At 71.5% G+C, this 23,363-nt stretch carries 20 protein-coding genes; 11 read left to right on the forward strand and 9 right to left on the reverse strand.

Annotation, left to right across the window (positions count from 1 at the left end; translation table 11 throughout):
- Positions 1-125 precede the first annotated feature (125 nt).
- On the reverse strand, positions 126-2,144 hold the full coding sequence (pknB, locus tag JOD49_RS00305; protein WP_205305474.1) for a Stk1 family PASTA domain-containing Ser/Thr kinase: 2,019 nt from the start codon (positions 2,142-2,144) through the stop codon (positions 126-128).
- 127 nt (positions 2,145-2,271) lie between these two features.
- On the opposite strand from pknB, the gene JOD49_RS00310 reads away from it, so the two are divergent.
- Positions 2,272-2,691: an Rv2175c family DNA-binding protein gene (locus tag JOD49_RS00310; RefSeq protein WP_205305475.1), complete on the forward strand. Its 420-nt coding sequence runs from the start codon at positions 2,272-2,274 to the stop codon at positions 2,689-2,691.
- 162 nt (positions 2,692-2,853) lie between these two features.
- On the opposite strand, the gene JOD49_RS00315 is transcribed toward JOD49_RS00310, so the two are convergent.
- Positions 2,854-3,978: a polyprenyl synthetase family protein gene (locus JOD49_RS00315; RefSeq protein WP_205305476.1), complete on the reverse strand. Its 1,125-nt coding sequence runs from the start codon at positions 3,976-3,978 to the stop codon at positions 2,854-2,856.
- Between the two features lie 14 nt (positions 3,979-3,992).
- The gene (locus JOD49_RS00320) at positions 3,993-4,571 is read right to left on the reverse strand and encodes a hypothetical protein (RefSeq protein ID WP_205305477.1); all 579 of its coding nucleotides are present in this window, start codon (positions 4,569-4,571) and stop codon (positions 3,993-3,995) included.
- A 110-nt stretch (positions 4,572-4,681) separates the two neighbouring features.
- On the opposite strand from JOD49_RS00320, the gene JOD49_RS00325 reads away from it, so the two are divergent.
- The 3 genes from JOD49_RS00325 (at position 4,682) to JOD49_RS00335 (ending at position 8,377) form a co-directional block, all read left to right on the forward strand.
- Complete coding sequence (locus JOD49_RS00325; RefSeq protein ID WP_205305478.1) at positions 4,682-5,872, forward strand: DUF4192 domain-containing protein; 1,191 nt, start codon at positions 4,682-4,684, stop codon at positions 5,870-5,872.
- Positions 5,873-5,988: 116 nt separating this feature from the next.
- The gene (locus JOD49_RS00330; protein WP_205305479.1) at positions 5,989-6,384 is read left to right on the forward strand and encodes a universal stress protein; all 396 of its coding nucleotides are present in this window, start codon (positions 5,989-5,991) and stop codon (positions 6,382-6,384) included.
- 436 nt (positions 6,385-6,820) lie between these two features.
- Positions 6,821-8,377 carry an RNA polymerase sigma factor gene (locus tag JOD49_RS00335; protein WP_205305480.1) on the forward strand — a complete coding sequence of 519 codons (1,557 nt, stop codon included), beginning with the start codon at positions 6,821-6,823 and terminating at the stop codon, positions 8,375-8,377.
- Between the two features lie 1,149 nt (positions 8,378-9,526).
- Here JOD49_RS00335 and JOD49_RS00340 read toward each other — a convergent pair.
- Positions 9,527-9,733 carry a DUF7455 domain-containing protein gene (locus JOD49_RS00340; protein ID WP_030152534.1) on the reverse strand — a complete coding sequence of 69 codons (207 nt, stop codon included), beginning with the start codon at positions 9,731-9,733 and terminating at the stop codon, positions 9,527-9,529.
- Between the two features lie 166 nt (positions 9,734-9,899).
- Between JOD49_RS00340 and JOD49_RS00345 the strand changes: the two genes are divergently transcribed.
- Genes JOD49_RS00345 through JOD49_RS00355 form a run of 3 tightly spaced genes read left to right on the forward strand, consistent with a single transcriptional unit; the run spans position 9,900 to position 13,076 of the window.
- A complete protein-coding gene (locus tag JOD49_RS00345; protein WP_205305481.1) occupies positions 9,900-12,026 on the forward strand; it encodes a DNA gyrase/topoisomerase IV subunit B in 2,127 nt (708 codons plus the stop codon).
- A 58-nt stretch (positions 12,027-12,084) separates the two neighbouring features.
- Positions 12,085-12,522 carry a DUF4430 domain-containing protein gene (locus tag JOD49_RS20635; RefSeq protein ID WP_205305482.1) on the forward strand — a complete coding sequence of 146 codons (438 nt, stop codon included), beginning with the start codon at positions 12,085-12,087 and terminating at the stop codon, positions 12,520-12,522.
- Entirely contained in the window at positions 12,501-13,076 is a 576-nt protein-coding gene (locus JOD49_RS00355; protein ID WP_205305483.1) for a DUF6580 family putative transport protein, read from the forward strand. Before JOD49_RS20635 ends, JOD49_RS00355 begins: the two co-directional genes overlap by 22 nt.
- A 90-nt stretch (positions 13,077-13,166) precedes the next feature.
- On the opposite strand, the gene JOD49_RS00360 is transcribed toward JOD49_RS00355, so the two are convergent.
- From JOD49_RS00360 to JOD49_RS00375, 4 genes are all read right to left on the reverse strand, one after another.
- Positions 13,167-13,544, reverse strand: a complete 378-nt coding sequence (locus JOD49_RS00360; protein WP_205305484.1) for a VOC family protein — start codon at positions 13,542-13,544, stop codon at positions 13,167-13,169.
- Positions 13,545-13,717: 173 nt separating this feature from the next.
- Positions 13,718-14,158 carry a VOC family protein gene (locus JOD49_RS00365; RefSeq protein WP_205305485.1) on the reverse strand — a complete coding sequence of 147 codons (441 nt, stop codon included), beginning with the start codon at positions 14,156-14,158 and terminating at the stop codon, positions 13,718-13,720.
- A complete protein-coding gene (locus JOD49_RS00370) occupies positions 14,155-14,832 on the reverse strand; it encodes a dihydrofolate reductase family protein (RefSeq protein ID WP_205305486.1) in 678 nt (225 codons plus the stop codon). Before JOD49_RS00370 ends, JOD49_RS00365 begins: the two co-directional genes overlap by 4 nt.
- Positions 14,833-15,064: 232 nt before the next feature.
- Complete coding sequence (locus tag JOD49_RS00375) at positions 15,065-15,601, reverse strand: hypothetical protein (RefSeq protein WP_205305487.1); 537 nt, start codon at positions 15,599-15,601, stop codon at positions 15,065-15,067.
- A gap of 87 nt (positions 15,602-15,688) precedes the next feature.
- Here JOD49_RS00375 and JOD49_RS00380 point away from each other — a divergent pair, with 87 nt between their 5' ends.
- From JOD49_RS00380 to JOD49_RS00390, 3 genes are all read left to right on the forward strand, one after another.
- Positions 15,689-16,258 carry a 3'-5' exonuclease gene (locus tag JOD49_RS00380; protein WP_205305488.1) on the forward strand — a complete coding sequence of 190 codons (570 nt, stop codon included), beginning with the start codon at positions 15,689-15,691 and terminating at the stop codon, positions 16,256-16,258.
- Between the two features lie 146 nt (positions 16,259-16,404).
- Positions 16,405-17,169, forward strand: coding sequence for a hypothetical protein (locus JOD49_RS00385; RefSeq protein ID WP_205305489.1), 765 nt, complete (start codon positions 16,405-16,407; stop codon positions 17,167-17,169).
- Positions 17,170-17,655: 486 nt separating this feature from the next.
- Entirely contained in the window at positions 17,656-18,465 is an 810-nt protein-coding gene (locus JOD49_RS00390; protein ID WP_205305490.1) for a carboxypeptidase regulatory-like domain-containing protein, read from the forward strand.
- Between the two features lie 90 nt (positions 18,466-18,555).
- Here JOD49_RS00390 and metH read toward each other — a convergent pair whose 3' ends face one another.
- A complete protein-coding gene (gene metH, locus JOD49_RS00395; RefSeq protein WP_205305491.1) occupies positions 18,556-22,134 on the reverse strand; it encodes a methionine synthase in 3,579 nt (1,192 codons plus the stop codon).
- 92 nt (positions 22,135-22,226) lie between these two features.
- Between metH and JOD49_RS00400 the strand changes: the two genes are divergently transcribed.
- A complete protein-coding gene (locus JOD49_RS00400; RefSeq protein WP_205305492.1) occupies positions 22,227-23,321 on the forward strand; it encodes a GNAT family N-acetyltransferase in 1,095 nt (364 codons plus the stop codon).
- Positions 23,322-23,363: the final 42 nt, after the last annotated feature.

Here is a 23,363-nt window from a genome sequence, read left to right on the forward strand (position 1 = left end):
GTAGAGGGGAACCGTCGAGGTAGAGGCGTGCAATCCTCTACCTCGACGCGAGCCCTCTACCTCGCGAACTGCCAGGTGGCCGAGCTGGGGGCACAGGACCGAGCAGGTCCGGCGGCCGAGCAACGTCAGAAGACGTTGATGACGATCGTCGACCCCTTGGGCGCGGTCTTCCCCGCACCGCCGCCCGGGTCCTGCGCGTAGACGATGTTGAGCGGGCTGATCCCCTGGGGGTGGCGGATCTCCACCGTGAACCCCGCGTCCTTGAGCATCTTCTCGGCCTCGGAGACGTTGCGCCCGTAGGTGTTGGGGATCTCGACGAGCGGCGGGCCCAGCGAGACCACGAGCGCGACCTTGTCACCGCGGTGCCCCTCGGTGCCGTTCTCGGGGGACTGGCTGATGACCAGGCCCGCCGCCACGGTCTCGGAGTAGTCGTCGGTCGAGCTCGGGTCCAGGCCGAGGCCGGTGAGGGTCGCGAGCGCGGCATCCTTCTCGACGCCCACGACCTGCGGGACCGTCACGGGGGCAGGGCCCTGCGAGACGGTCAGCACGGGGACGGTCGAGTGGGCCACGGAGCTGCCCTCGGGCTCGGACACGCCCATGACGGTGCCGGCCGGGACGGTGTCGCTGTACGCGTCGACCGGGTCTCCCACCGTGAAGCCCGCGTCCTTCAACGCCTCGGTGGCCTGCTCCACGGGGGCGCCCACGAGGCCCGTCGGGATCTCGATCATCTTGACGCCGAGCGAGACCAGGAGGTGCACCTCGCCGTCCTTGCGGACCTTCTTGCCCGCCTCGGGTTCGGTCGAGATGACCGTCCCGGCGGCGAAGGTGTCGTCGTAGGCCTCCGTGGCCTTGCTGCGCAGGTCGACCGCGACGAGAGTCTGCTCGGCCCCCGCCCGGGGCGCGCCGACGAGGCCGCCGGGCACGACCGTGTACGCTCCCGGACCGCTGAGGAACCACCACGAGGCGCCCGTGAGGGCACCCGCGAGCAGCACCACGATCGCGAGGCCCCACCACCAGCCGCGACGACGTCGCCGGCCGGAGCGGGGGAGCGGATCGTCGTCGGAGTCGGAGCCGGGACTCGTGCCGGGACCGGCTCCGTGCGCGGCGACCGCCGTACGGTCGAGCGCGAGCGTGTGCTGCGCGTCCGTGGCGGTGCCGTCCGCGCGCGCGCCGACGACGGCTGCTGCGGTCGCGACGCCGAGCACGGCCGTGTCGGGCGAGCCCGCGCCGGGGGCCGTGCTCGACGGGGCCCTGCTCGTGGTCGACGAGCGACGGTCGAGCACGGCGGGGTCGAGCGCCTGGCGCGTCTGACGCACCAGCGCGAGGGCCGCCGACGCGTCGACCGGCCGGTCCTCGGGGGCCCGGGCGGCAAGGGCGCACACGAGCACGTCGACCTCCGCGGGGATCCACGGCTCGAGGTCGGACGGCGCCGGGACGTCCGAGTTGACGTGCTGGAACGCGACCTGCAGGGGGGTCTCGCCCGTGAAGGGGTGGCGACCCGTGAGCATCTCGTACGCGAGCACGCCCACCGAGTACACGTCGGTACGGGCGTCGCACCGGCCCGACGCGATGAGCTCGGGCCCGAGGTAGGCCACGGTGCCGAGGATGGTGCTCGTCGCGGTCGACGCGCCCTCGCTGACGGCGCGGGCCAGGCCGAAGTCCGCGACCTTGACCCGCCCCGACTCGTCGAGGAGCACGTTCTCCGGCTTGACGTCGCGGTGGACCAGGCCCTTGCGGTGGGCCGCGGCGAGGGCGTCCAGGATCTGCTCGAGCAGGTCGAGCGTGCGCCCCACGCCGAGCGTCCCCTCGTCCTGCAGGACGTGGCGGAGGTTCGTGCCCGGCACGTACTCCATCGTCAGGTAGCTGGTCTCGCCGTCGACCCCCTGGTCGAAGACCGCGACGACGCCGGGGTGGGCCAGGCGCGCGGCCGCGCGCGCCTCGCGGCGGAAGCGCGCGACGAACTCCTCGCCGTCGGTGCCCTCCGCGAGGTGCGGGTGCATGACCTTGAGAGCGACCTCGCGGTCGAGACGCCGGTCCACGGCCAGGTAGACGGTCGCCATCCCGCCCCGGGCGATCTTGGACACGACGTGGTAGCGCCCGTCGACCAGGCGGCCGACGAACGGATCAGACGTCACAGTTGCCACATCGGAAGTCTAGGCGCCTCGGGACGCGGAACCGGTGAGGTCGTGCCCGGGCGGCGTGCGGGTCGTGCGGACGACGTGTGAGGGAGCCCCGGCGGGCACGGGGCCTCGCGCCACGTAGGCTTGACCCGTGACTGACGTGACTGACCTCGAGCCGCTCGTGACCGAGTGGCTGACCCTTCCCGACCTCGCCGAGGTGCTCGGCACCGACCTGACCCAGGCCCGCAGCATCGTCCAGGACAGGCGTGTGGTCGGCGTCAAGCGCGGCGAGCGCGCCTCGTTCCAGGTGCCCGCTGCGTTCGTGGTCCCCGCGCACCTGGCCAACCCGGCCAACGCCAAGCCCGCCCCCGAGAACCCCGACGAGGGGCGCCAGGTCGTCCTCATGTCGCTCCAGGGCACGATCGCCCTGCTTACCGACTTCGGATACTCCGACGTCGAGATCCTCGAGTGGCTCTTCTCGCACGACGAAGGGCTCGGGACCACCCCCATGGCCGCCCTGCGCGCGGGGCGCAAGGGCGAGGTCCGGCGGGTGGCGCAGGCGCTGCTCTGACGGCTGCGCCGCGCTGACGGCGCGGCGTTCCTCCGGGGCGGGACGTCCGGGCCCTCGGGCGTGCACGGAGAGCCTGCGGCCCGGGCGCCCACGAGGCCCGACCGTCCCGCCGCCGGGCCTTCGTGCCGGTGCGTGGTCGCGGGCCCGACGGCGGTGGGCCGGTCAGGCCGAGCGCTGCACCGCGGCGCGTGCGAGCTCGGCGACCATCTCGGTGCCCGGCGATGCCAGGTCGGCGGCGTCGAGCGCGGCGAAGGCCTGGTCCGTGAGGTCCGTGATGAGCTGCTCGACCGCGTCCACGGCTCCGGTCTCGACCAGCACGCCGCGCAGGGCGTCGACGGTGTCCCGGTCGAGGTCGGGGTTCCCGAGAGACTCCAGGAGCAGTGCGCGCTGCGCCGGGGTCGCCGTGCGCAGGGCTCGTGAGACGAGCACCGTGCGCTTGCCCTCACGCAGGTCGTCGCCCGCGGGCTTGCCCGTGACCGACGGGTCGCCGTAGACGCCCAGCATGTCGTCGCGGAGCTGGAACGCCTCACCCAGCGGCAGTCCGTACGTCGGGACGGTGGCGAGCGCCTCGGCCGGGGCCCCGGCGATCGCAGCGCCGAGCGCAAGGGGGTGCTCGACGCTGTAGCGGGCGGACTTCGAGCGGATCACCGCGCGCGCCCGGGCCTCGTCGGCGTCGAGGTCCGTGCCCCACGGCACGGCCTGGGCCAGCACGTCGAGGTACTGGCCGACGGTCACCTCGGTCTGCATGTCGTCGAACAGCGCGCGGGTGGCCAGCGCGACGTCCTCGGGCAGGCCGACGAGCCCCGCGCGGATCTCGGCCTGGCTCGCGATGAGGCACAGGTCCCCGAGCAGGATCGCGCTCGACGAGCCGTACTGCACGTCGCTGCCCGACCAGCCGGCCTCGCGGTGGCGGGCCGCGAACGCCCGGTGGGCCGCGGGGGCACCGCGGCGCGTGTCCGAGTTGTCCATGACGTCGTCGTGGAACAGCGCCGCGGCCTGGAACAGCTCGAGCGCCGCGCCGGTGCGGACGGCCGCGTCCCGCCTGCCGTCGTCGACCTGGCCGCCATGGGCCCGCCAGGACCAGTAGCAGAACGCGGCCCGCAGACGCTTGCCGCCCGTGAGGAGGGCCGCGGTCGCCTCGGCGAGCGGTGCGGCGTCCGCGCTGAGGGACGCGAGCCGGTCCCGTTGGTCGTCGAGGAAGGCGCGGAGCGCGGCGTCGACGTCGGGGCGGAGGTTCTCGCGGTCGACGGGCAGGGCGGGAGCGGGCGCGGTGGCGTCGGCAGGCATGAGGGCAGCCTAGGTCACGCGGGCGGGAGGACCTGTCCGCTGATCGTGACCAGGCGGGAGTCGGTCGTGTCGAGGACCCCGACGGACAGCGTCTCGGTCGCGCCGTCGGCCGCGGCCCGGTTGAACGCAGCCTGGCCGCTGAGCCCCCCGGGGACGCTGCCGGGCAGGGCCGCGAAGCCCGCGGCGGTCATCGACTGCGTGTAGAAGTCCAGGATCTCCTGGACGGCCGCGGGGGAGGAGAGGTTGAGCGTCACCTGGCGCAGGGGCGCGCCCTCGACGTCCGTCGCGGAGCTGGCCAGGACCTCGGCGTCCGGTGGGACGGGGACGACGTCGACGGGGAAGCCCTCGACGAGCGAGCCCGCGACCGAGGAGTCGTCGAACGTCGGCATGGGCGTCTCGGCCACGGGGCCGTCGGCGGGAACGACCGGGTCGGACGACGGCGGCCTGGCCCCGGCGTCCGGCTCGTCCGACCGGTCGGCAGGGGCCGTGCAGCCCGCGAGCACAGCGACCAGGAGGCAGGTCGAGACGACGAGGGCCGGTGCCGGACGAGGACGACCCGGCAGCTTCTCGGAGGAGGGCGAAGAGCGACGCACCCCCACACCGTAGTCAGTGCAGGGCACGGAGCCCGACCACAGTCCACCCGGTCGTCCACAGGGCTCCCGCGGCGACCCTGCACGAGCCGCGCCCACGCTGGGATGGCGGCATGACAACGACCATCCGGGCCCGCGGGCCACGAGAGCTCCTCGCCTACATCCCCTTCCGCCTCGGCTACCGCCCGCAGGACAGCGGCGTCCTGGTCAGTCTGCGCACCTCCCGCGGTCGGGTCGGACTCGTCGCTCGGGTGGACCTCGACGACCTGGCCGACCTCGAGCACGGACCCCAGGTGGCCCGGACGCTCGTGTCCCATCTCTGCTCGGACGGCGCCACGCGCGCGGTCCTCGTGGTCTACGCCGACGTCGAGCTGCGCTCGCAGGGAGCGCCCGCGGCGCGAGAGCGGGCCGCCGTCGAGCACTGGACCGAGGCTGCCGAAGGGCTCCTCGGTGCGCCCGAGGTCTGGGTCGTCCGGTCGACGGGGTACTACGGCGCCGACTGCTCGGACGAGACGTGCTGCCCGGCCGACGGCCGCCCGCTCGCTGACCTCGAGTCCACCGAGGTCGGTGCGCACATGGTGCTCGCCGGTGCCACGGTGGCCCCGGACAGGGCGCAGGCCACCGCCGTCCCCGTGCTCGACACGGCGCTCCGCCGCAGGACGTCCCGGGCCGCCGCCCGCTGGCGAGCCCGGCGGGACGTCGCGCTCGCGACGCACGACCACGACGCGATCGCGGCCTGGCGCGAGCAGGGCCTCGACGCGTGGCGCACGGCGACCGCAGAGGTCGCCGAGCGCCGACGCACGGCCGAGGAAGGCTCCCGCGACCTCGTCGCCGACGCCCTCCCGGCCGGCGTCCTGGGACGTCTCGAGGTCGCGCTCGAGTGCGTCCCGGTCCGCGACGCCGTGCTGCTCTCGTTCGTCGCCGGCAACGACGAGCTCGCCGCGCTCACCGCCGCGACCGTCGCGGGCGAGCACGTCGAGGCGGGGACTGCGGCAGCGCTCGCGGCCGTCGTCGACCCTGACGCGGGACTGCCGCCCGACCCGCTGCGCGCACGGTGCGCACGGGAGGTCCTCGAAGCCGTCGCCGGGGCGGGGCGGCGCGGTGGGCAGGCGCCCGCGCTGACGCTCCTGGCGCTCCTCGCGTGGTGGGAGGGCGACGGCGTGCTCGCGACCGATCGGCTCGCGGCCGCCCTGGCCGCCGACCCCGGCTACCGGTTGGCGCAGCTCGTCGAGCGCGCGCTCGAGGCGGGGCTCGCACCGGGGTGGGCGCGGCGGCCCGATCGACCAGCCCGGCGGGCGACGTGAGGATCGAGAGGGGTTCCGGTACCGTCGCACGTGCCGGGGTGGTCCCGGATCGCGGTACGAGCGCCACCCGCTCCACGCGCGTCACCAGGCATGCCCAGGCATGACGGAGGAATCCCATGACAGTCGTTGTCGGTTACCTGTCCACCCCCGAGGGGAGCGAAGCGCTCGCGACCGCGGTCGACGAGGCCATCGCCCGCCGGAGCGAGCTGCTGGTGGTCGTGAGCGACAAGAGCGGCCAGACGCTGCCCGAGCAGGAGGGCGAGCGGATCGAGGCCATCGCCCGGATCACGGCGCCTCTCGACGCCGCGGGCCTGGCCCACCGCGTCGTGACCGGCACGGGCGAGGTCGCCGAGGACCTCGTCGGGACCGCGGAGGCGAACCAGGCCGAGCTCATCGTGATCGGTCTGCGGCGACGCAGCCCCGTCGGCAAGCTGATCCTCGGCTCGAACGCGCAGCGCATCCTCCTCGACGCGCCCTGCCCCGTCCTCGCGGTCAAGCCCGTCCGGCCCTGACCGGCAAGCAGGTCCGGCGCATCGGGCCGGACTGCGGGCCTCTCCACAAGGGTGTGGCGGGGTCGACGGCGCCGGGCCCGTCCGGCGATGCAGGTGGGCGACGGGGCCGACCGTGCCGCGGTGGCGGCCGTGGGCGGTGGGACGTGCCACCGGACGTGCGACCGGACGTCCCGCGGGTCGGCTCGCGGGTTCTCCCGGACGGTGTGACGCGAATCCCGGGGGAGGGAATCTTCGACAGCGCCGAGGCGTTGACCAGGGGACGACATCCAGCGGGATGGACGTGCGCAGGCCTGTCGGCGGCGACTCACCCGCGTCGGAACATTCTTCACGGCGTCCGTTGACGGATCGGCCGGTACAATATAGGTGTCCGCTCATGATCCGAGAGTCCTCCGATCTCCCGGGCACGCCCCTCCAGTGATTGCCGAAAGGTCGGTTTGTGGCGCCCTCTTCACAGAACCCCGCTCTCCCGCACGAGTTCGAACACCCCGCCCTGCAGGAACTCCTGCGCAAGGGGAGTGAGAACGGTCGGGTCGACGCCGAGAGCTTCCGCAACGCCTGCGAGAGCGCGACGATCGGCGACCCCAAGCGATTGAAGGCCGTGCTCCGCGCACTGGCCGGTGCCGGTGTCGAGGTCGAGATCCCCGTCGCGACCAAGGTCGCCGCTGCGACGTCGTCGCGTTCCACGACGACCTCGCGCGCCGTCAAGCCTGTGACCAAGAAGGCCACCACGCCGCGTGCGAGCGCCGTCACCACGACGCGTACCGCGGCGGCGTCCGCCGAGGCCGATGCGCCCTCGGACGAGGCTGCTGCGCCTGCGGCGAAGGCCCCGGCGACCCGCAAGCGTGCCGCGACGGCCAAGACGGCTGCGCCCAAGGCCGCAGCGACCACGCGCCGCAAGCGCGGGGCCAAGGACGACGAGGACTCCGAGGAGGTCGTGGCCGAGGACCTGGTCGAGGCCGACGAGGAGACCGAGACCGCTGCTCCTGCGGCCAAGCCGGGCGAGGAGGCCGACGAGTCGCGCGGCTTCGTGTACTCCGACGCGGACGACGACGACGCCCCGGCCCAGCAGGTCGTGACCGCGGGTGCCACGGCGGACCCGGTCAAGGACTACCTCAAGCAGATCGGCAAGGTCGCGCTGCTGAACGCCGAGCAGGAGGTCGAGCTCGCCAAGCGCATCGAGGCCGGCCTGTTCGCCGAGGAGCGCCTGGGCTCGGGGGACACGTTCGAGCCCAAGCTGCGCCGTGAGCTCGAGTGGATCTCCTCGGACGGGCGCCGGGCGAAGAACCACCTGCTCGAGGCGAACCTGCGTCTGGTCGTCTCGCTCGCCAAGCGCTACACGGGCCGCGGCATGCTGTTCCTGGACCTGATCCAGGAGGGCAACCTCGGTCTGATCCGTGCGGTCGAGAAGTTCGACTACACCAAGGGCTACAAGTTCTCGACGTACGCGACGTGGTGGATCCGTCAGGCCATCACGCGCGCCATGGCCGACCAGGCCCGCACCATCCGTATCCCGGTGCACATGGTCGAGGTCATCAACAAGCTGGCTCGCGTGCAGCGCCAGATGCTCCAGGACCTGGGCCGCGAGCCCACCCCGGAGGAGCTCGCCAAGGAGCTCGACATGACCCCCGAGAAGGTCGTCGAGGTCCAGAAGTACGGTCGCGAGCCCATCTCGCTGCACACGCCGCTCGGCGAGGACGGTGACAGCGAGTTCGGTGACCTCATCGAGGACTCGGAGGCCGTGGTCCCCGCGGACGCCGTGAGCTTCACGCTGCTCCAGGAGCAGCTGCACCAGGTCCTCGACACGCTCTCCGAGCGTGAGGCCGGCGTGGTCTCGATGCGCTTCGGCCTGAGCGACGGGCAGCCCAAGACGCTCGACGAGATCGGCAAGGTCTACGGCGTGACGCGTGAGCGCATCCGTCAGATCGAGTCCAAGACCATGTCGAAGCTGCGTCACCCGAGCCGCTCGCAGGTCCTGCGCGACTACCTGGACTGACCTCCAGCCGCGTAGAAGCAGAACCGCAGGTCAGAGCACCTTTCTGGCCTGCGGTTCTTGTCTTCTGCTCCGGTGCCACCCCCGCGAAGTGGCCGAAACCGGGCCGACCCGTCCGTCGAGTAGCGCCCACATTTACGCTTGACCTAGCCTGAGCCGGGTTGTGTTTGTGGATCCCCCTGGGTCCGGCAAGACGAACCTGATTAGCCTCTTAGGTTTGTCCGATTCGACCTCGTCCGCGCATCCTTGAGGGTTAGGACGAGGGTGCTTCGGCAAGGAACTCGACTGGCACCCAGACGGGCTTGGACGTGAGAGTCCGGCCGGTGGAGAGGTCGACGACCACTCGTACGTGCACCGACCCGTCGGCGCTGACAATTCCAGCGGTGGCCCTCGGCACGATGTGCCAGGTGACGGGTAAGCCGTCTTGGAGCAACCGAGGCAGGTTCGCCCAGCTCGCCCCGAAGCCGGCCTCCAGATGTGGGTGGTCGCGCATGAATCTCGGAACCGCGAGCGGTTCTGATCGCAGCCCCTGCCCAGGCGGCAAGGGCCCGACATGCTCCAGGCATATGAAGGTCACGCTGGCGGGCTTGTGTTCATTCGTCACAGTGGCTCTGACATACGGCGTGTTGAGTACCGACCCATCCGGCTGGGGGATAGCCATCGTGGCCAATCGCACCGACAGCCACGTACGTCGCCGTTGTCGCCACAGGGCGAATCCGGACAGCCCGAGCGCCAGCAGTGCCACCGCGTTGTCTGCCGCCCATGTCGTCATGGGCGGAAGTGTGGCACGTCGGTCCGCGCGCCAGCCAGACGTACCGGAGCCTGGCATGGGAACGATTGGTGCTCGCATTCTCGTCCGGTCGATCTGAGCGCACCCACAGAACATCCTCGTTCCTTAGGTGGGTGTCAACCAAGCCGCTCGCAGGTCCTGCGGGACTGATCGGTCCACCCGCAATGCCGAGAGACCCGCGCCACGCAAGGGCGCGGGCCTCTCGGCATCCCGGTCAGGTTATTCCTGTCCGAGCGCTGGTGAGGCGCGCGCTGGCGACGCGAGAGCGCGACCCGTCGCCGGGGGACGAAAGAACCCCGGCCGGTGAGTTCACCGTCCGGGGTTCAGGAGTGCGGCGCGCCACGAGGGCGCGCCGGGTCGTGTCAGCGAGCGCCGTGCTCGGCGAGCAGGCGGTCGGTCTCGTCCTGGACGTGCGTCGCGATGTCCGCGAAGGCAGCGGCGTGCGCCCGTGCGTGGTGGGCGCAGAAGAGCAGCTCCCCACTGGGCATGGTCACGCGCACGTAGGCCTGAGCGCCGCAGCGGTCGCAACGGTCGGCCACGGTCAGCGATGGAGTCGTCGTAGCAGTCACGTGACCATGTAATCATCTCCGGCCCAGATCCTCGTACCGAAAAGGCCAGGGTTCGCTACCCGCGTAGCCGCACGGTTCCGGGAATACGTCGGGATCGTGTGGAGGTCCGGACCGCAGCGGCCCGGCTGACCGATCCTGTGGGTGGCAGCGTCTAGGCTTTCCCTTCGTGACGACCACCTCTGAGTCCAGCTACACCGCGCGGCACCTCTCCGTCCTCGAAGGTCTGGAGGCCGTCCGCAAGCGACCCGGCATGTACATCGGGTCCACGGACTCGCGCGGACTCATGCACTGCCTGTGGGAGATCATCGACAACTCGGTCGACGAGGCCCTCGCGGGCAACTGCGACGCGATCGAGGTCGTGCTGCACGCGGACACCTCGGTCACCGTCAAGGACAACGGGCGCGGCATCCCCGTGGACATCGAGCCCAAGACGGGCCTCAGCGGTGTCGAGGTCGTCTTCACCAAGCTGCACGCGGGCGGCAAGTTCGGCGGTGGCTCGTACACCGCGTCGGGTGGTCTGCACGGTGTGGGGGCGTCGGTCGTCAACGCGCTGTCCTCGCGCCTCGACGTCGAGGTGGACCGCGGTTCCAAGACCTACCGCATGACCTTCCACCGGGGCGAGCCCGGCATCTTCGCCGACCCCAAGAGCGGGCCGGACCCCGACGCTGCGTTCACGCCGTTCGTCGAGCGCTCCGAGCTGGCCGTGGTCGGCAAGGCGCCGCGGGGCAAGACCGGGACGCGCGTGCGCTACTGGGCCGACCGCCAGGTCTTCCCCAAGACTGCGGTGTTCTCGTACGACGAGCTCGTGACGCGCGCGCGTCAGACGACGTTCCTGGTGCCGGGACTCAAGATCACGTTGCGCGACGAGCGCGGCCTGGCCGGTACGCCGGGCGCCGACGGACCGGTCGAGGAGAGCTTCCAGCACTCGGGCGGCACGATCGACTTCGTCGACTTCCTCGCCCCGGACCCGGCCGTCACCGCGACGTGGCACCTGACCGGGTCGGGCACGTTCAAGGAGACCGTGCCCGTCCTCGACGAGCGCGGTCACCTGACGCCGCAGGAGGTCACGCGTGACTGCGAGGTCGACGTGGCGCTGCGCTGGGGCACGGGCTACGACACCGAGCTGCGGACCTTCGTCAACATCATCTCGACGCCCAAGGGCGGCTCGCACCTCGCGGGCTTCGAGGCGGGGCTGCTCAAGATCCTGCGCAAGGGCGTCGAGACGAACGCCCGCCGCCTCAAGGTCTCCACCAAGGACGCGTCGGAGCGCATCGAGAAGGACGACGTCCTCGCGGGTCTCACGGCCGTGCTGACCGTGCGCCTGGCCGAGCCGCAGTTCGAGGGCCAGACCAAGGAGGTGCTCGGCACGGCCCCCGTGCGTGCGATCGTGTCCCGCGTCGTCGAGCAGCAGCTCGGTGCCATGCTGACCTCGACCAAGCGCGACGAGAAGACGCAGGCCTCCCTGCTCCTCGACAAGGTCGTCGCCGAGATGCGCGCCCGCATCACGGCGCGCAAGCAGAAGGAGATCTCGCGCCGCAAGAACGCGCTCGAGACCTCGTCGTTGCCGTCCAAGCTCGCGGACTGCCGCAGCGACGACGTCGAGCGCAGCGAGCTCTTCATCGTCGAGGGCGACTCGGCGCTCGGCACGGCCAAGCTCGCGCGCAGCTCAGACTTCCAGGCGCTGCTGCCCATCCGCGGCAAGATCCTCAACGTCCAGAAGGCCTCGGTCACGGACATGCTCCGCAACGCCGAGTGCGCGGCGATCATCCAGGTCATCGGCGCCGGTTCGGGCCGGTCGTTCGACCTCGAGGGCGCGCGCTACGGCAAGGTCGTGCTCATGACCGACGCAGACGTCGACGGAGCGCACATCCGTACGCTCCTGCTCACGCTCTTCTTCCGGTACATGCGCCCCCTCGTGGACGCCGGGCGCGTGTACGCGGCCGTGCCACCGCTGCACCGCGTCGAGGTCATCGGCGCGGGCTCGCGCAAGAACGAGTACATCTACACGTACTCCGAGGCCGAGCTGCGCGACGTCCTCAAGAAGCTCGACAAGTCGGGCAAGCGCTACAAGGAGGACATCCAGCGCTACAAGGGCCTCGGAGAGATGGACGCCGACCAGCTCGCGGAGACCACCATGGACCCGCGTCACCGTACGCTGCGTCGCGTCACCGCCGAGCACGCGGAGTCCGCCGAGCGCGTGTTCGAGCTGCTCATGGGCTCGGACGTCGCGCCGCGCAAGGACTTCATCATCGCGGGGGCCGCGGGCCTGGACCGGGCGCGGATCGACGCGTGACGTCCCGTCTGCTGGGCGCCCGCGCGGCCGGGCGGCGAGCGTTCGTAGACTGCCGGGTGTGAACCCCCAGACTCTTCGTGCCACCCCGGCACGCTCGCTGACCGCCCTGACGTCCCTCCTGCTCGCGGTCGGCCTCCTGGCCGGCTGCGGTGCGGGCGACGACGCCCCGGCGGACGACACCTCGGCGTCGTCGTCGGTCGCTGCCGACGACGACTCGACCGACGCCCCCGACGACTCGACCGACGACGTCGAGTTCACCTACGAAGGGGTCGCCGGGAAGACTGCGCTCGAGCTGCTCGTCGCAGCCGACCCGACCGCCGTCGTCCAGGGCGAGGGCGAGAACGCGTTCGTCACCGGGATCGACGGCCGCGAGGCGCAGGACTCCGCCAAGGAGTTCTGGGCCCTGTACGTGAACGGTGAGATGGCCCAGGTCGGTGCCGGGGCCCTGGTGACCGAGACGGGAGACGAGATCGCATGGAAGCTCGAGACCTACTGACCCGCTGGTGGCGCCCCGCGATCGCGGTGGCGTTCGTCGCGCTCGCGATCGTGTTCCGCCTCGTGCGCGAGGAGATCGGCGCCCCGCCGAACCTCGAGCTCGTGACCTCGGCCGCGTTCGTCGCCGCGGTCCTCGTCCGGCACCGCCTGGCGTTCCTGGCGCCGCTGCTCGTCGCGGTGGTCTCCGACCTGGTGCTCGGCAACACGTCGATCGCGCTGTTCACGTGGAGCGCCTGGCTCGTGGTCGGGCTCGCGGCGCTCCTGACCCGCAACACCTCCGGGTGGGGCCGCGTGGGCGCGGCCGCAGGGCTGGGCGTGGGCGGGTCGCTGTGGTTCTTCTTCTGGACCAACTTCGGTGTCTGGTTCCAGGGGCGTGGGGTCTGGTACCCGGCCGGTCTCGACGGACTCGTCGCGAGCTATGTCGCGGGCCTGCCGTTCCTGCGCACCATGCTGATCGGGAACCTCGTGCTCCTGCCGGTCGTGGCTGCCGGGACGTTGCTCGTGGAGCGGCTCGAACGCTCGCACGGGCTCGCGGCGGTGCCGCAGGCGGCGTAGATCGTCACGCCCGGGGAGGCCCCGGCGCGCGAGACGGGCCTCTCGGAGGCCGATCTCGCACGCCGGGGCCCTCCTCGTTCCGTAGGGGCGTCAGGGGTCGAGTCGCTTGCGCAGGAGGCAGAACTCGTTGCCCTCGGGGTCGGCGAGCACGTGCCACGACTCGTCGCCCGTCTGCCCGATGTCCGCACGACGCGCGCCCAGGGCCAGCAGGCGTGCCAGCTCGGCGTCCTGGTCGCGGTCGGTCGCGTTGACGTCGATGTGCAGAGGGAGCTTGCCCGTCCTCGGGTCGTCGCTGGGGCTCAGGATGATGGTCGGCTGGAGGCCGCCGAACCCGACGCCGGCCGGCCCGATCTCGATCGCCCCCTCCTCCCGACCGAGCTCGACGTAGCCGAGGACTCCGCTCCAGAACCGCGCGAGCAGCTCGGGGTCGGCGCAGTCCAGGACGAGTTCACTGATGCGAGATGCCATGCGTCGCAGTCTACGAAGGTGACGGCGGTCACGTCAGGCGAATTCCGGGGTGCGCGCCGGCCCGTGCCGCCGAGGGCGACGCGACCCGACGCAACCCGACGCCGAGGGTGACGGAGTCCCGCGGCGAGGGTGACGTCGTCGGACAGCGAGAGGCGCGACCACGAGCCGTGCGGTCACCCGAGCTGCTGGGCCAGCGCGACGATGATCCCTTCCGGTCCGCGGAGGTAGCAGAGTCGGTAGGCCTCCTCGAACTGGGCGATCTCGCCGACGAGTGTCGCGCCGTGCCCGCGGAGCCGTTCGACCGTGTCGTCGAGGTCGTCGACTGCGAACATCACGCGGTGCAGGCCCAGGGTGTTCGACGGCGCGCTGCCCAGTCCGACGTCGACCGCCACCGGTGATCGGTAGCTGGCCAGCTCGAGCCGCCCGGGACCGCCGGGGACGCGCAGCATCGCGATCTCCGATCGCATCCCGGTGAGCCCGACGACGCTCTCGGCCCAGGTCCCCTCGATGGGTGTCCTCCCCTCGAGCTCCATCCCGAGCTCGACGAAGAACGCGACCGCGGCGTCGAGGTCGGCGACGACGATGCCGACGTTGTCCATCCGCTGGATCGTCATGGCCGCTCGGCCTCGCCGCCGGAGCGGTCGTCGGCACGCTCCACGCCTCGATCGGGCTCGGCCATGTCACCCGTGCCAGGGATACCGTCGGCAAGGCCGTAGCGCAGGAGCACGGTGCCCTTCGGGCTGGCCTGCGGCGGCTCGAGGAGAGCGAGGTTGGTGGGCACCGCGCCACCGTCGAACACGGACTTCCCGACGCCGAGGACGATCGGGTGGACCCACAGGTCGAGGCGGTCGAACAGCTTCTCGCGCAGGAGCGTCTGCACCAGGTCGAGGCTGCCGACGACCTTGACGTGCTCGTGCCGGTCGCGCACCTCTCGGACAGCGGTCGTGAGGTCGGGGCCGAGGTGCGTGGACCCGGCCCAGGAGAGGTCGGGCGTGCCCCGAGACGCGACGTACTTGGGAATGCGGTTGAAGAGCGCGGCGAAGTCGTCGTCCTGACCGCCCTCCTGGTGAGGCCAGTAGGCGGCGAAGATGTCGTACGTGCGGCGGCCGAGCAGGAGGGCGTCGGTGCCCTCGTACGCGGCGGCGACCTGCTCCCCGGCGACGTCGTCCAGCAGGGGAGCCTGCCACCCGCCGAACGGGAACCCGTTCGCGGGGTCCTCGTCGGGGCCGCCGGGCGCCTGCCCGACGAGGTCCAGGGTCGTGAACAGCTCGATCTCGATCGATCCCATGATGTGCTCCGGTGGGTCGGTGGCAGGGTCATGGGGGTGGACCGGATGGCGGGGGAGAACTCATCGGCGGATCCGCCTTGGGGCTGCTGGCTGGCGCGGCGCACAGGCGCCTACCCGCACCCGCCGGGATCGGTGAGTCCCCGGGCCTGCCCGCATGGCTCGGACCATGCTGTCGCGGTCGGACGACCAGCGAGGCGAACGAGTGGCTTGCGCGCCGGGGCGTGCCGAGGTGCTAACCGGCGAACAGGTCGTGGGAACCTGCGGCTGTGACGAGGGAGTCGGCCCTGTGCTCGACGGCGAGGCAGCGACGGCGTGGCGCGGGGGAATCGCCGAGGGTCAGGTGGTGCCCGGCGAGGACCCATCGTGTGCCGTGTTCGTCCCGTCGGACCCCGCCAGAGATCGCGAAGGCGCCGCATCCTTCGACATCAGACTGGGCGGCGACGATGTCCCCGGCTTCGAGACCCGCGACGAAGGGCCCGAGATCGTCGTGATCGGGCACCGACGCGTCATCCTCGGCCGCAGTCGTCAGACTCTGGAGCTCCGCGACCGGCTCGGCCTTCTTGCCGTTGGTCAGGTCCCACCACCCGACCTTCAGCACGGTCTCCGTCAGATCTCGCCAGACAGGGCCGGTGACAGTGAACTGGCCATGTCCGGTGACGCGGAATCTCGCCACGACGACAGTGCCGGGCTCTAGCGCTTCGAGGGCGCTCCGGAGCGCCGTGAGATTTCGCCGGGACATGGGGACGCCGAAGCCGAGATCGTTGGACACGAACCGCAGGCAGCTACGGGCGGGTCGACTTCACGGCCAGCCGGAGACCGTCGCTGCGCCGTGGGCGTCTCGTCTACTATGTCCGGCATGCCCCATGTCGCGTTGCCAGGCCTGTCTTTCACCGCGATCGACTTCGAGACCGCCAACGAGAAGCGGGCTTCGGTCTGTTCGGTGGGCGTCGTCAAGGTACGGGACGGTGCGGTGGTGGACGTGCTCGAGACATTGGTCCAGCCCCCACCCGGTCATGAGTCGTTCAACTATCGCAACGTGGGTGTCCACGGGATCCAGGCGCACCACGTCGTGGGCGCGCCGGCTTGGGACGTCGTCCACACGAAGGTCATGGAGTTCGCCGGCGGGGACCCGCTGGTCGCGCACAACGCCTCCTTCGACCGCTCCGTCATGGCGCGGGCGAGCGAGGTCTACGGGATCCGCGCTTCCCCGTCGCAGTGGCTGTGCACTCGCGATGCCGCCAAGTCGGTGCTGGACCTGCCCTCGTATCGGCTGCCCGACGTCTCGGCTGCGTTGAGCATCCCCGCCCATGCGCACCACGACGCGGGAGCGGACGCACGCCAGTGCGCGCTGGTCCTCGTCGAGTTGTGCCGTCGACGAGGATCGACCTGGCGCGACCTGGTGCGGAGTCATGTGCGCTTCGCGTGAGATCCGTACGGGCTCGCTCGGGGTCCCTCGCCAAGCGTGGGATTCTCAACGTTCTCTGAGGGCACTACGCCTGTGGAAAACTCCGGGCTCGCGGTGGGCGCGTGGCCTAGCATGTGGGCCACAAACCCATGCCCAGGAGGATCATCGTGCATGACTCGCGCCTGTCCCTGACCGCTCCCACGACGGCGCAGCGCTGCGCCGGCTGGCTTCGGGCGACTCGTCGCCGCGCAACCGTCGGTCAGGGGATCTCGGGTCTGGCCGTCATCAGCGTCCTCGTCGTGCTGAGCGGCTGCGCGCTGCCGTCCGACAACGTGGCCGACGTGCCCGGCGATGCTGCTACGTCGCGGGGCGAGGCCGTGCCGCCAGCCCTCGCGGCGCCATCGGAGGACGGCTCGATCGTCTCGGGCCAACCGATCGAGACGCCGTGCTGGTCCTACGACGGTCCGCAGACCTTCGTGAACAACATCTCGTCCCAGGAGGAGAGCCTGTGCGCAGGCGCCCTCGAGCTCTGGGGCGAGGTCAGGGACGGCACGGTGGTGCCGACCGGCGTCGGCGCAATCCACGGACAGGTGAGCGTCGAACCGGTGCGAGTCTCGACGTCCGACTCCTGGATGGTCGGGACCGACGTCGGCGGAGCCGTCGACGCGGTTGCGGACTCGTACTTCGCGCACTACGGAAAGGTCATCAGCCTGCACGAGCCGATCACCCTCGACGGTGTTCCGGCGAACATCACCCGGGTCGAGGGGAGCGTCGACGCGACGCAGACGAAGGCGTTCATCACGGTCTTCGCCCCCGAGCCGTTCACACCCGGCACGGAAGCGGTCCAGTTCTTCGTGATCGGCATCGTCACCCCCTACGACAACGGCGACGAGCTCATCGAGCAGGTCGTCGACACGTGGCAGTGGAGCTGACCGGCGCGGTCAGAACGTGCGCTCACACGCTCAAGCACTCCTCGCGGTGGCGCCAGACGCGCGGGCGGGCTTCGGCGCTCCGGATGTCGGGGCGCTCCCATTGGCCCTTCGGTCCGGCCGCTATGGCGTTCTAGTTCGGTGGCTGGGGCCGAGCGAGGAGGCCTAGCTCGTCGCCCTCCTTCGTCACGATCCATGCCCGGACCGGCATCGGCGTCTCCGGCGTCGTGACCTCGCGCCCGTACTGCCTCACGCTCAGGGTCCTCGCCCGCTTGGGGAAGGACGTGCTCCCGGTCGAGCTGCCGACGCCTTCAGAGGCCTCGAGCATACGTTCGAGGCGTCTGCTCGGCTGTAGCGGGTTGCACCCGCCCGAGGTGCGGTGCTGCTTGATGGGGGCCATTCTTGGTCGGAACGTGTGTGAGTTGTGCGGATTTCGTGCGTTAGCCCGGATGGTGTGTGCCGTCGGGTGGGACCGAGCGAGGAGCCAGCATGCGTGATTGCCTAGCTGCGACGGGGGCGTCCGCCGCGTGGATCGCAGGAGTGGCCCTGGTCCTGGTGGCTGCGGGGGTGTGGTTGGTGATGGTGCGCCGTCGCCGCGACCTGGCCCGCGGGGACGCGATGGGGGTGATCGCGCTGGTCGCGGTCCTCGCCGTCGGGCTCACGGTCGCAGGCGGCCCGTCCGCGCGGGCCGCGACGGACGATGACTGCCCGCCGACGACGAATTCCGCCCCGGCCGCGGTGGTCAACCCGGCCCCGCCCCCCGCCCCCACTCCAGTTCCGACTCCGGCTCCGACTCCGACGCCTGTTCCGACGTTCGCGATCTCGGGGACGGTGGTCCGGCTGGGCCAGCAGGGGGTGATCGCGGATCCCCCGGGCGACTACACCTCGGGAGCACCGACGAACCCGCCGCCGGGAATCCCTGCCGGCACCGCGTGGTCCCTCCCGACGATCGCTCCCGACGAGGGCCCGATGGCCGGGGCGGGTATCAGCCTGCTCGACGACGCCGGATCTGTCGTCGCGACGACGATCACCGATGCCGCGGGAGGCTTCCAGTTCACCGGCCAGGCGCCCGGCACCTACACCGTCAGGGTCGACGCCGTCCCCGACCCAGGACCGATCGACTACGGGGTATGGTCCTGGATCGGTGCCAACGGCGACGACTGCGCGCTGTCATTCACCAGGACGGCGTGGCTCCTGCCGACCCCTGCGGTCGCGAACGTGACCACCGCGGACGTGACCGGCATCGCGCTCACCACCACCAGCGCCGTCGAGATCGGCGGAGGGTGCACGCCCCCGTAGCGAGGTCGGGATCGTCTACGACCCGTGGCAGGACGGCCTGGGGCGAGCGACGCGCGAAGGTCGAGGGTGGTCCCTACGCGGCGAGCGGGACTACACCGAGAAGTACTTCGCCTCCGCGTGGTGGAACACGAAAGCGTCCGTCGACTGCTCGGGGTGCAGCTGCAGCTCGTCCGAGAGCACCACACCGGCCCGCTCGGGCTTCAGCAGCTCGACGACCTTGCGACGGTCCTCCATGTCGGGGCACGCGGGGTAGCCGAGCGAGAACCTCGCCCCGCGGTACTTGAGGTCGAACATCCCCTGGACGTCGGAAGGGTCCTCGCCCGCGAACCCGAGCTCGGAGCGCACGCGGGAGTGCCACATCTCGGCGAGCGCCTCGGTGAGCTGCACGGACAGGCCGTGCAGCTCCATGTACTCGCGGTACTTGTTCGCGGCGAAGAGCTTGGCCGTGTGCACGTCGACGGTGTCGCCCATGGTGACGAGCTGGACGGGCAGGACGTCGTAGCGTCCGGTCTCCTCGACCCACGAGCGCGGCTTGACGAAGTCCGCGAGGCACAGGTGTCGGTCGCGACGTTGCCGGGGGAACGTGAAGCGCAACCGCTCGGTCCCCACCGGGCCGCCCGAGCCGCCGTCGGGCCCGTCGTGGTGCCCGACGACCACGTCGTTGCCCTCGGACCACACCGGGAAGTACCCGTAGATCACGGACGGGTCGACGATCCCGTCGGTGCGGACCTGCTCGAGCCACGCGTTGAGGCGCGGGCGTCCCTCGGTCTCGACGAGCTCGTCGTAGGACGCTCCGGCCGCGCCTTCCGTACCGGACGAGCGCCCCGGCTTGAGCCCCCACTGCCCCATGAACGTCGCGCGCTCGTCGAGGAACGCCGCGTAGTCGGCGAGCTGGATGCCCTTGACGATGCGCGTGCCCCAGAAGGGCGGGGTGGGCACGGGGTTGTCCGCGGCGACGTCGGAGCGGGCGGGCAGGTCCTCCTCGGGGGTCTGCGTCACGGTCACGGTCGCGTGCCGGCGCTTCTTGAGGGGAGGCAGCCCGACGGCGTCGCGCGCCTCTCCCCGCGCCACGCGGACGAGCGGCTCCATGAGTCGCAGGCCCTCGAACGCGTCGCGCGCGTAGCGGACCTCGCCCTGGTAGACGTCGGCGAGGTCGTCCTCGACGTACGTGCGGGTCAGGGCCGCACCGCCCAGCAGGACGGGCCAGCGTTGCGCGTACCCGCGGGCGTTGAGCTCCTCGAGGTTCTCCTTCATGACGACGGTCGACTTCACGAGCAACCCGCTCATGCCGATCACGTCGGCGTCGTGGGCCTCGGCGGCCTCGATCATCGCGGCGATGGGCTGCTTGATGCCGATGTTGACCACGGTGTAGCCGTTGTTGGTCAGGATGATGTCGACGAGGTTCTTGCCGATGTCGTGCACGTCGCCGCGCACGGTGCCGATCACGATGGTGCCCTTGGACCGGCCGCTCGCGTCCTCGGACTTCTCCATGTGCGGTTCGAGGTAGGCCACGGCGGTCTTCATGGCCTCGGCCGACTGCAGCACGAACGGGAGCTGCATCTCGCCCTTGCCGAACAGCTCGCCCACGACCTTCATGCCTTCGAGCAGGTGGTCGTTGACGATGTCGAGGGCCTTCCAGCCCTCGTCGAGCGCGGCCTGGAGGTCGGTGTCGAGCCCCTTGAGCTCGCCGTCGACGATGCGTCGCTCGAGGCGCTCGCCCAGCGGCAGGGCGGCCATCTCGGCCGCGCGGGCGTCCTTGAGCGACGCCGAGTCGACGCCCGCGAACAGGTCGAGCAGGCGGGCCAGGGGGTCGACCGTCATGTTCCCCTCGGCGTCGAACTCGCGGCGGTCCCACACGAGGTCGAGCGCGGCCTGGCGCTGCTCGTCGGGGATCTTCGCGAGCGGCAGGATCTTGGCCGCGTGCACGATCGCGGAGTCGAGCCCGGCCGCGACGGCCTCGTGCAGGAACACCGAGTTGAGGACGACGCGCGCGGCCGGGTTGAGGCCGAACGACACGTTGGAGACGCCGAGCGTGGTGTGCACGCCGGGGTAGGCGGCCTTGAGCGCGCGGATGGCTTCGATGGTCTCGATCGCGTCGCGGCGCGTCTCCTCCTGACCGGTCGCGATGGGGAAGGTCAGGGTGTCGACGACGATGTCCTCGATGTGCATGCCCCAGGTGCCCACGAGGTCGTCGATGAGACGGGAGGCGATCGCGACCTTGGTCTCGGCCGTGCGGGCCTGGCCGTCCTCGTCGATCGTCAGCGCGATGACCGCGGCACCGTGTTCCTTGACGAGCGGCATGATCCGCGCGTACCGCGAGGTGGGGCCGTCGCCGTCCTCGAAGTTCACCGAGTTCACGACCGCGCGCCCGCCGATGAGCTCGAGACCCGCCTGGATCACGGGCGGCTCGGTCGAGTCGATCACGAGGGGCAGCGTCGAGGCGCTCGCGAGCCGGGAGACGACCGCGCGGGCGTCCGCGACGCCGTCGCGCCCCACGTAGTCGATGCACACGTCCAGCAGGTGCGCGCCGTCACGCGTCTGGGCGCGCGCGATCGCGACGCACTCGTCCCAGTTCTCGGCGAGCATGGCCTCGCGGAACGCCTTGGACCCGTTGGCGTTGGTCCGTTCGCCGATCGCGAGGAACGAGGCGTCCTGGTCGAAGTCGACGTGCGAGTACAGGCTCGCGACACCGATCTCGCGCGCGGGGCTGCGCGGGGTCACGGGCTGGGCGCGCACGGCGTCGACGACCTGGCGCAGGTGCTCGGGCGTCGTGCCGCAGCACCCGCCCACGAGGCCCAGGCCGAACTCGGTGACGAACTGGGCGTGCGCCGCGGCGAGCTCGCTCGGCGTGAGCGGGTAGGAGGCGCCGTTCTTGCCCAGCACGGGCAGGCCCGCGTTGGGCATGCACGTCACGGGGATCTCGGCGTGCTTGGACAGGTGGCGCAGGTGCTCGCTCATCTCGGCGGGCCCCGTGGCGCAGTTGAGGCCGATCGCGTCGACGCCGAGCGACTGGAGCGTCGTCAGGGCGGCGCCGATCTCCGAGCCCATGAGCATGGTGCCCGTGGTCTCGACCGTGACCTGCACGATGACCGGCACGGAGCGCCCGACGTCGCGCATCGCGGCGCGCGAGCCGTTGATCGCGGCCTTGGCCTGGAGCAGGTCCTGGCTGGTCTCGACGAGGATCGCGTCGACGCCGCCGTCGAGCAGTCCCGCGGCCTGCTCGGCGAACGTGTCGCGCAGGTTCGCGTACGTCGTGTGCCCCAGGCTGGGGAGCTTGGTCCCGGGTCCCATGGAGCCCAGGACCCAGCGGGGCTGCTCGGGCGTCGACCACGCGTCGGCGCGCTCGCGGGCGATGCGTGCGCCCGCGGCGGCGAGCTCGCGGATGCGGTCCTCGATGTCGTAGTCCGACAGGTTCGACCAGTTGGCGCCGAACGTGTTGGTCTCGACGCAGTCGACTCCGACCGCGAGGTACGCGTCGTGCACGGCCGCGATGATGTCGGGGCGCGAGACGTTGAGGATCTCGTTGCAGCCCTCGAGCTGCTGGTAGTCGTCCAGGCTCGGGTCCTGCTCCTGGATCATGGTGCCCATCGCGCCGTCGGCCACGACGACGCGGGTGCGCAGGGCCTCGGCGAAGGCGGCGGATCGGGCGTCGGCGGCGTCGTGGGACATGGACGGAACTGTAACGCCGGCCGAGCACGTGCCGTCGGGGCGTCCGGAAAAACAGGGTGCCGCGTCCGGCGCGCGACCCTAGCGTGGTGCCCATGAGCTCAGCACCCTCCACCCGCCCGACCCTCGCCCCGATCGCGGAGCGCGTCGCCGCACCCGACGTCGTGCCCGTCCCGCAGGTCGACGGCCTGACGTGGCGGCCGCTGACCGTCGAGGACACTGCCGCGCTCTTCGGCCTGATCGCGGCCGTCGAGGAGCACGACCAGCACCCGTACCGCACCGCGCTCGAGGAGACCGAGGAGATCTTCGAGGGCGACTGGCGCGACCTGCCCCGCGACACCCTCGTCGGGCTCGACGCCGACGGTGAGGCCCGCGCGTACGCGTCCGTCGAGACCCGCCCCGGGGACACGACGGTCGTGCGCGCGTTCGTCCAGGGCGCGGTGCACCCGCAGTGGCGTGGTCGGGGCGTCGGCCGTCAGGTCATCGCCTGGTCGACGGCCCGCGCTCGTCAGCTCCTCGCGGCCTCGGGCAAGGAGCTGCCCGCGCGCATCGCGGGCTACGCCCAGGACGACGACGAGCTCGAGCGACGTCTGTTCGAGGCCGCAGGCTTCACCGCGAACCGCTTCTACTCGAACCTGCGGCGCGACCTGTCGCTGCCGGTGCCCGAGGTCGCGCTGGGCGAGGGGCTGCGCCTCGTGCCGTGGTCGCCCGAGCTCGACGAGGCCACGCGCCTCGCGCACAACGACGCGTTCCGTGACCACTGGGGCAGCGAGCCCGCGACGCCCGAGTCCTGGGTGCACGGACGGAGCATGTTCGCCCCCGGGTGGAGCGTCCTCGTCGTGGACGACTCGCCCGCCCCGCGCCTGCCCGACGACGTCGCTCCCGCCGGGAGCACGGGCGAGGGTCCGGTCGTGGCCGGGTACCTGCTGTCGGGGCGCTACGAGCACGACTGGCCCGTCCAGGGCTACTCGAGCGGGTACACCGAGACCCTGGGCGTGCGCCGCGCCTACCGCGGGCGCAAGATCGCGGTCGCCCTGCTCAGTGCCGGCATGGCCGCCTACAAGGAGGGCGGTGTCGACTTCGCGGAGCTCGACGTCGACACCGAGAACCCGTCGGGGGCCCACGGGCTCTACGCGAGCCTCGGCTACGAGAAGACCGACGGCTCGCGGATGTACTCGATCGAGCTCTGAGGCTCTACCGTGTTCCCAGCGCAGCGTGGCAACGATGCCACG

This window comes from Oerskovia jenensis, from assembly GCF_016907235.1.
In the GTDB taxonomy this organism is placed as follows: domain Bacteria; phylum Actinomycetota; class Actinomycetes; order Actinomycetales; family Cellulomonadaceae; genus Oerskovia; species Oerskovia jenensis.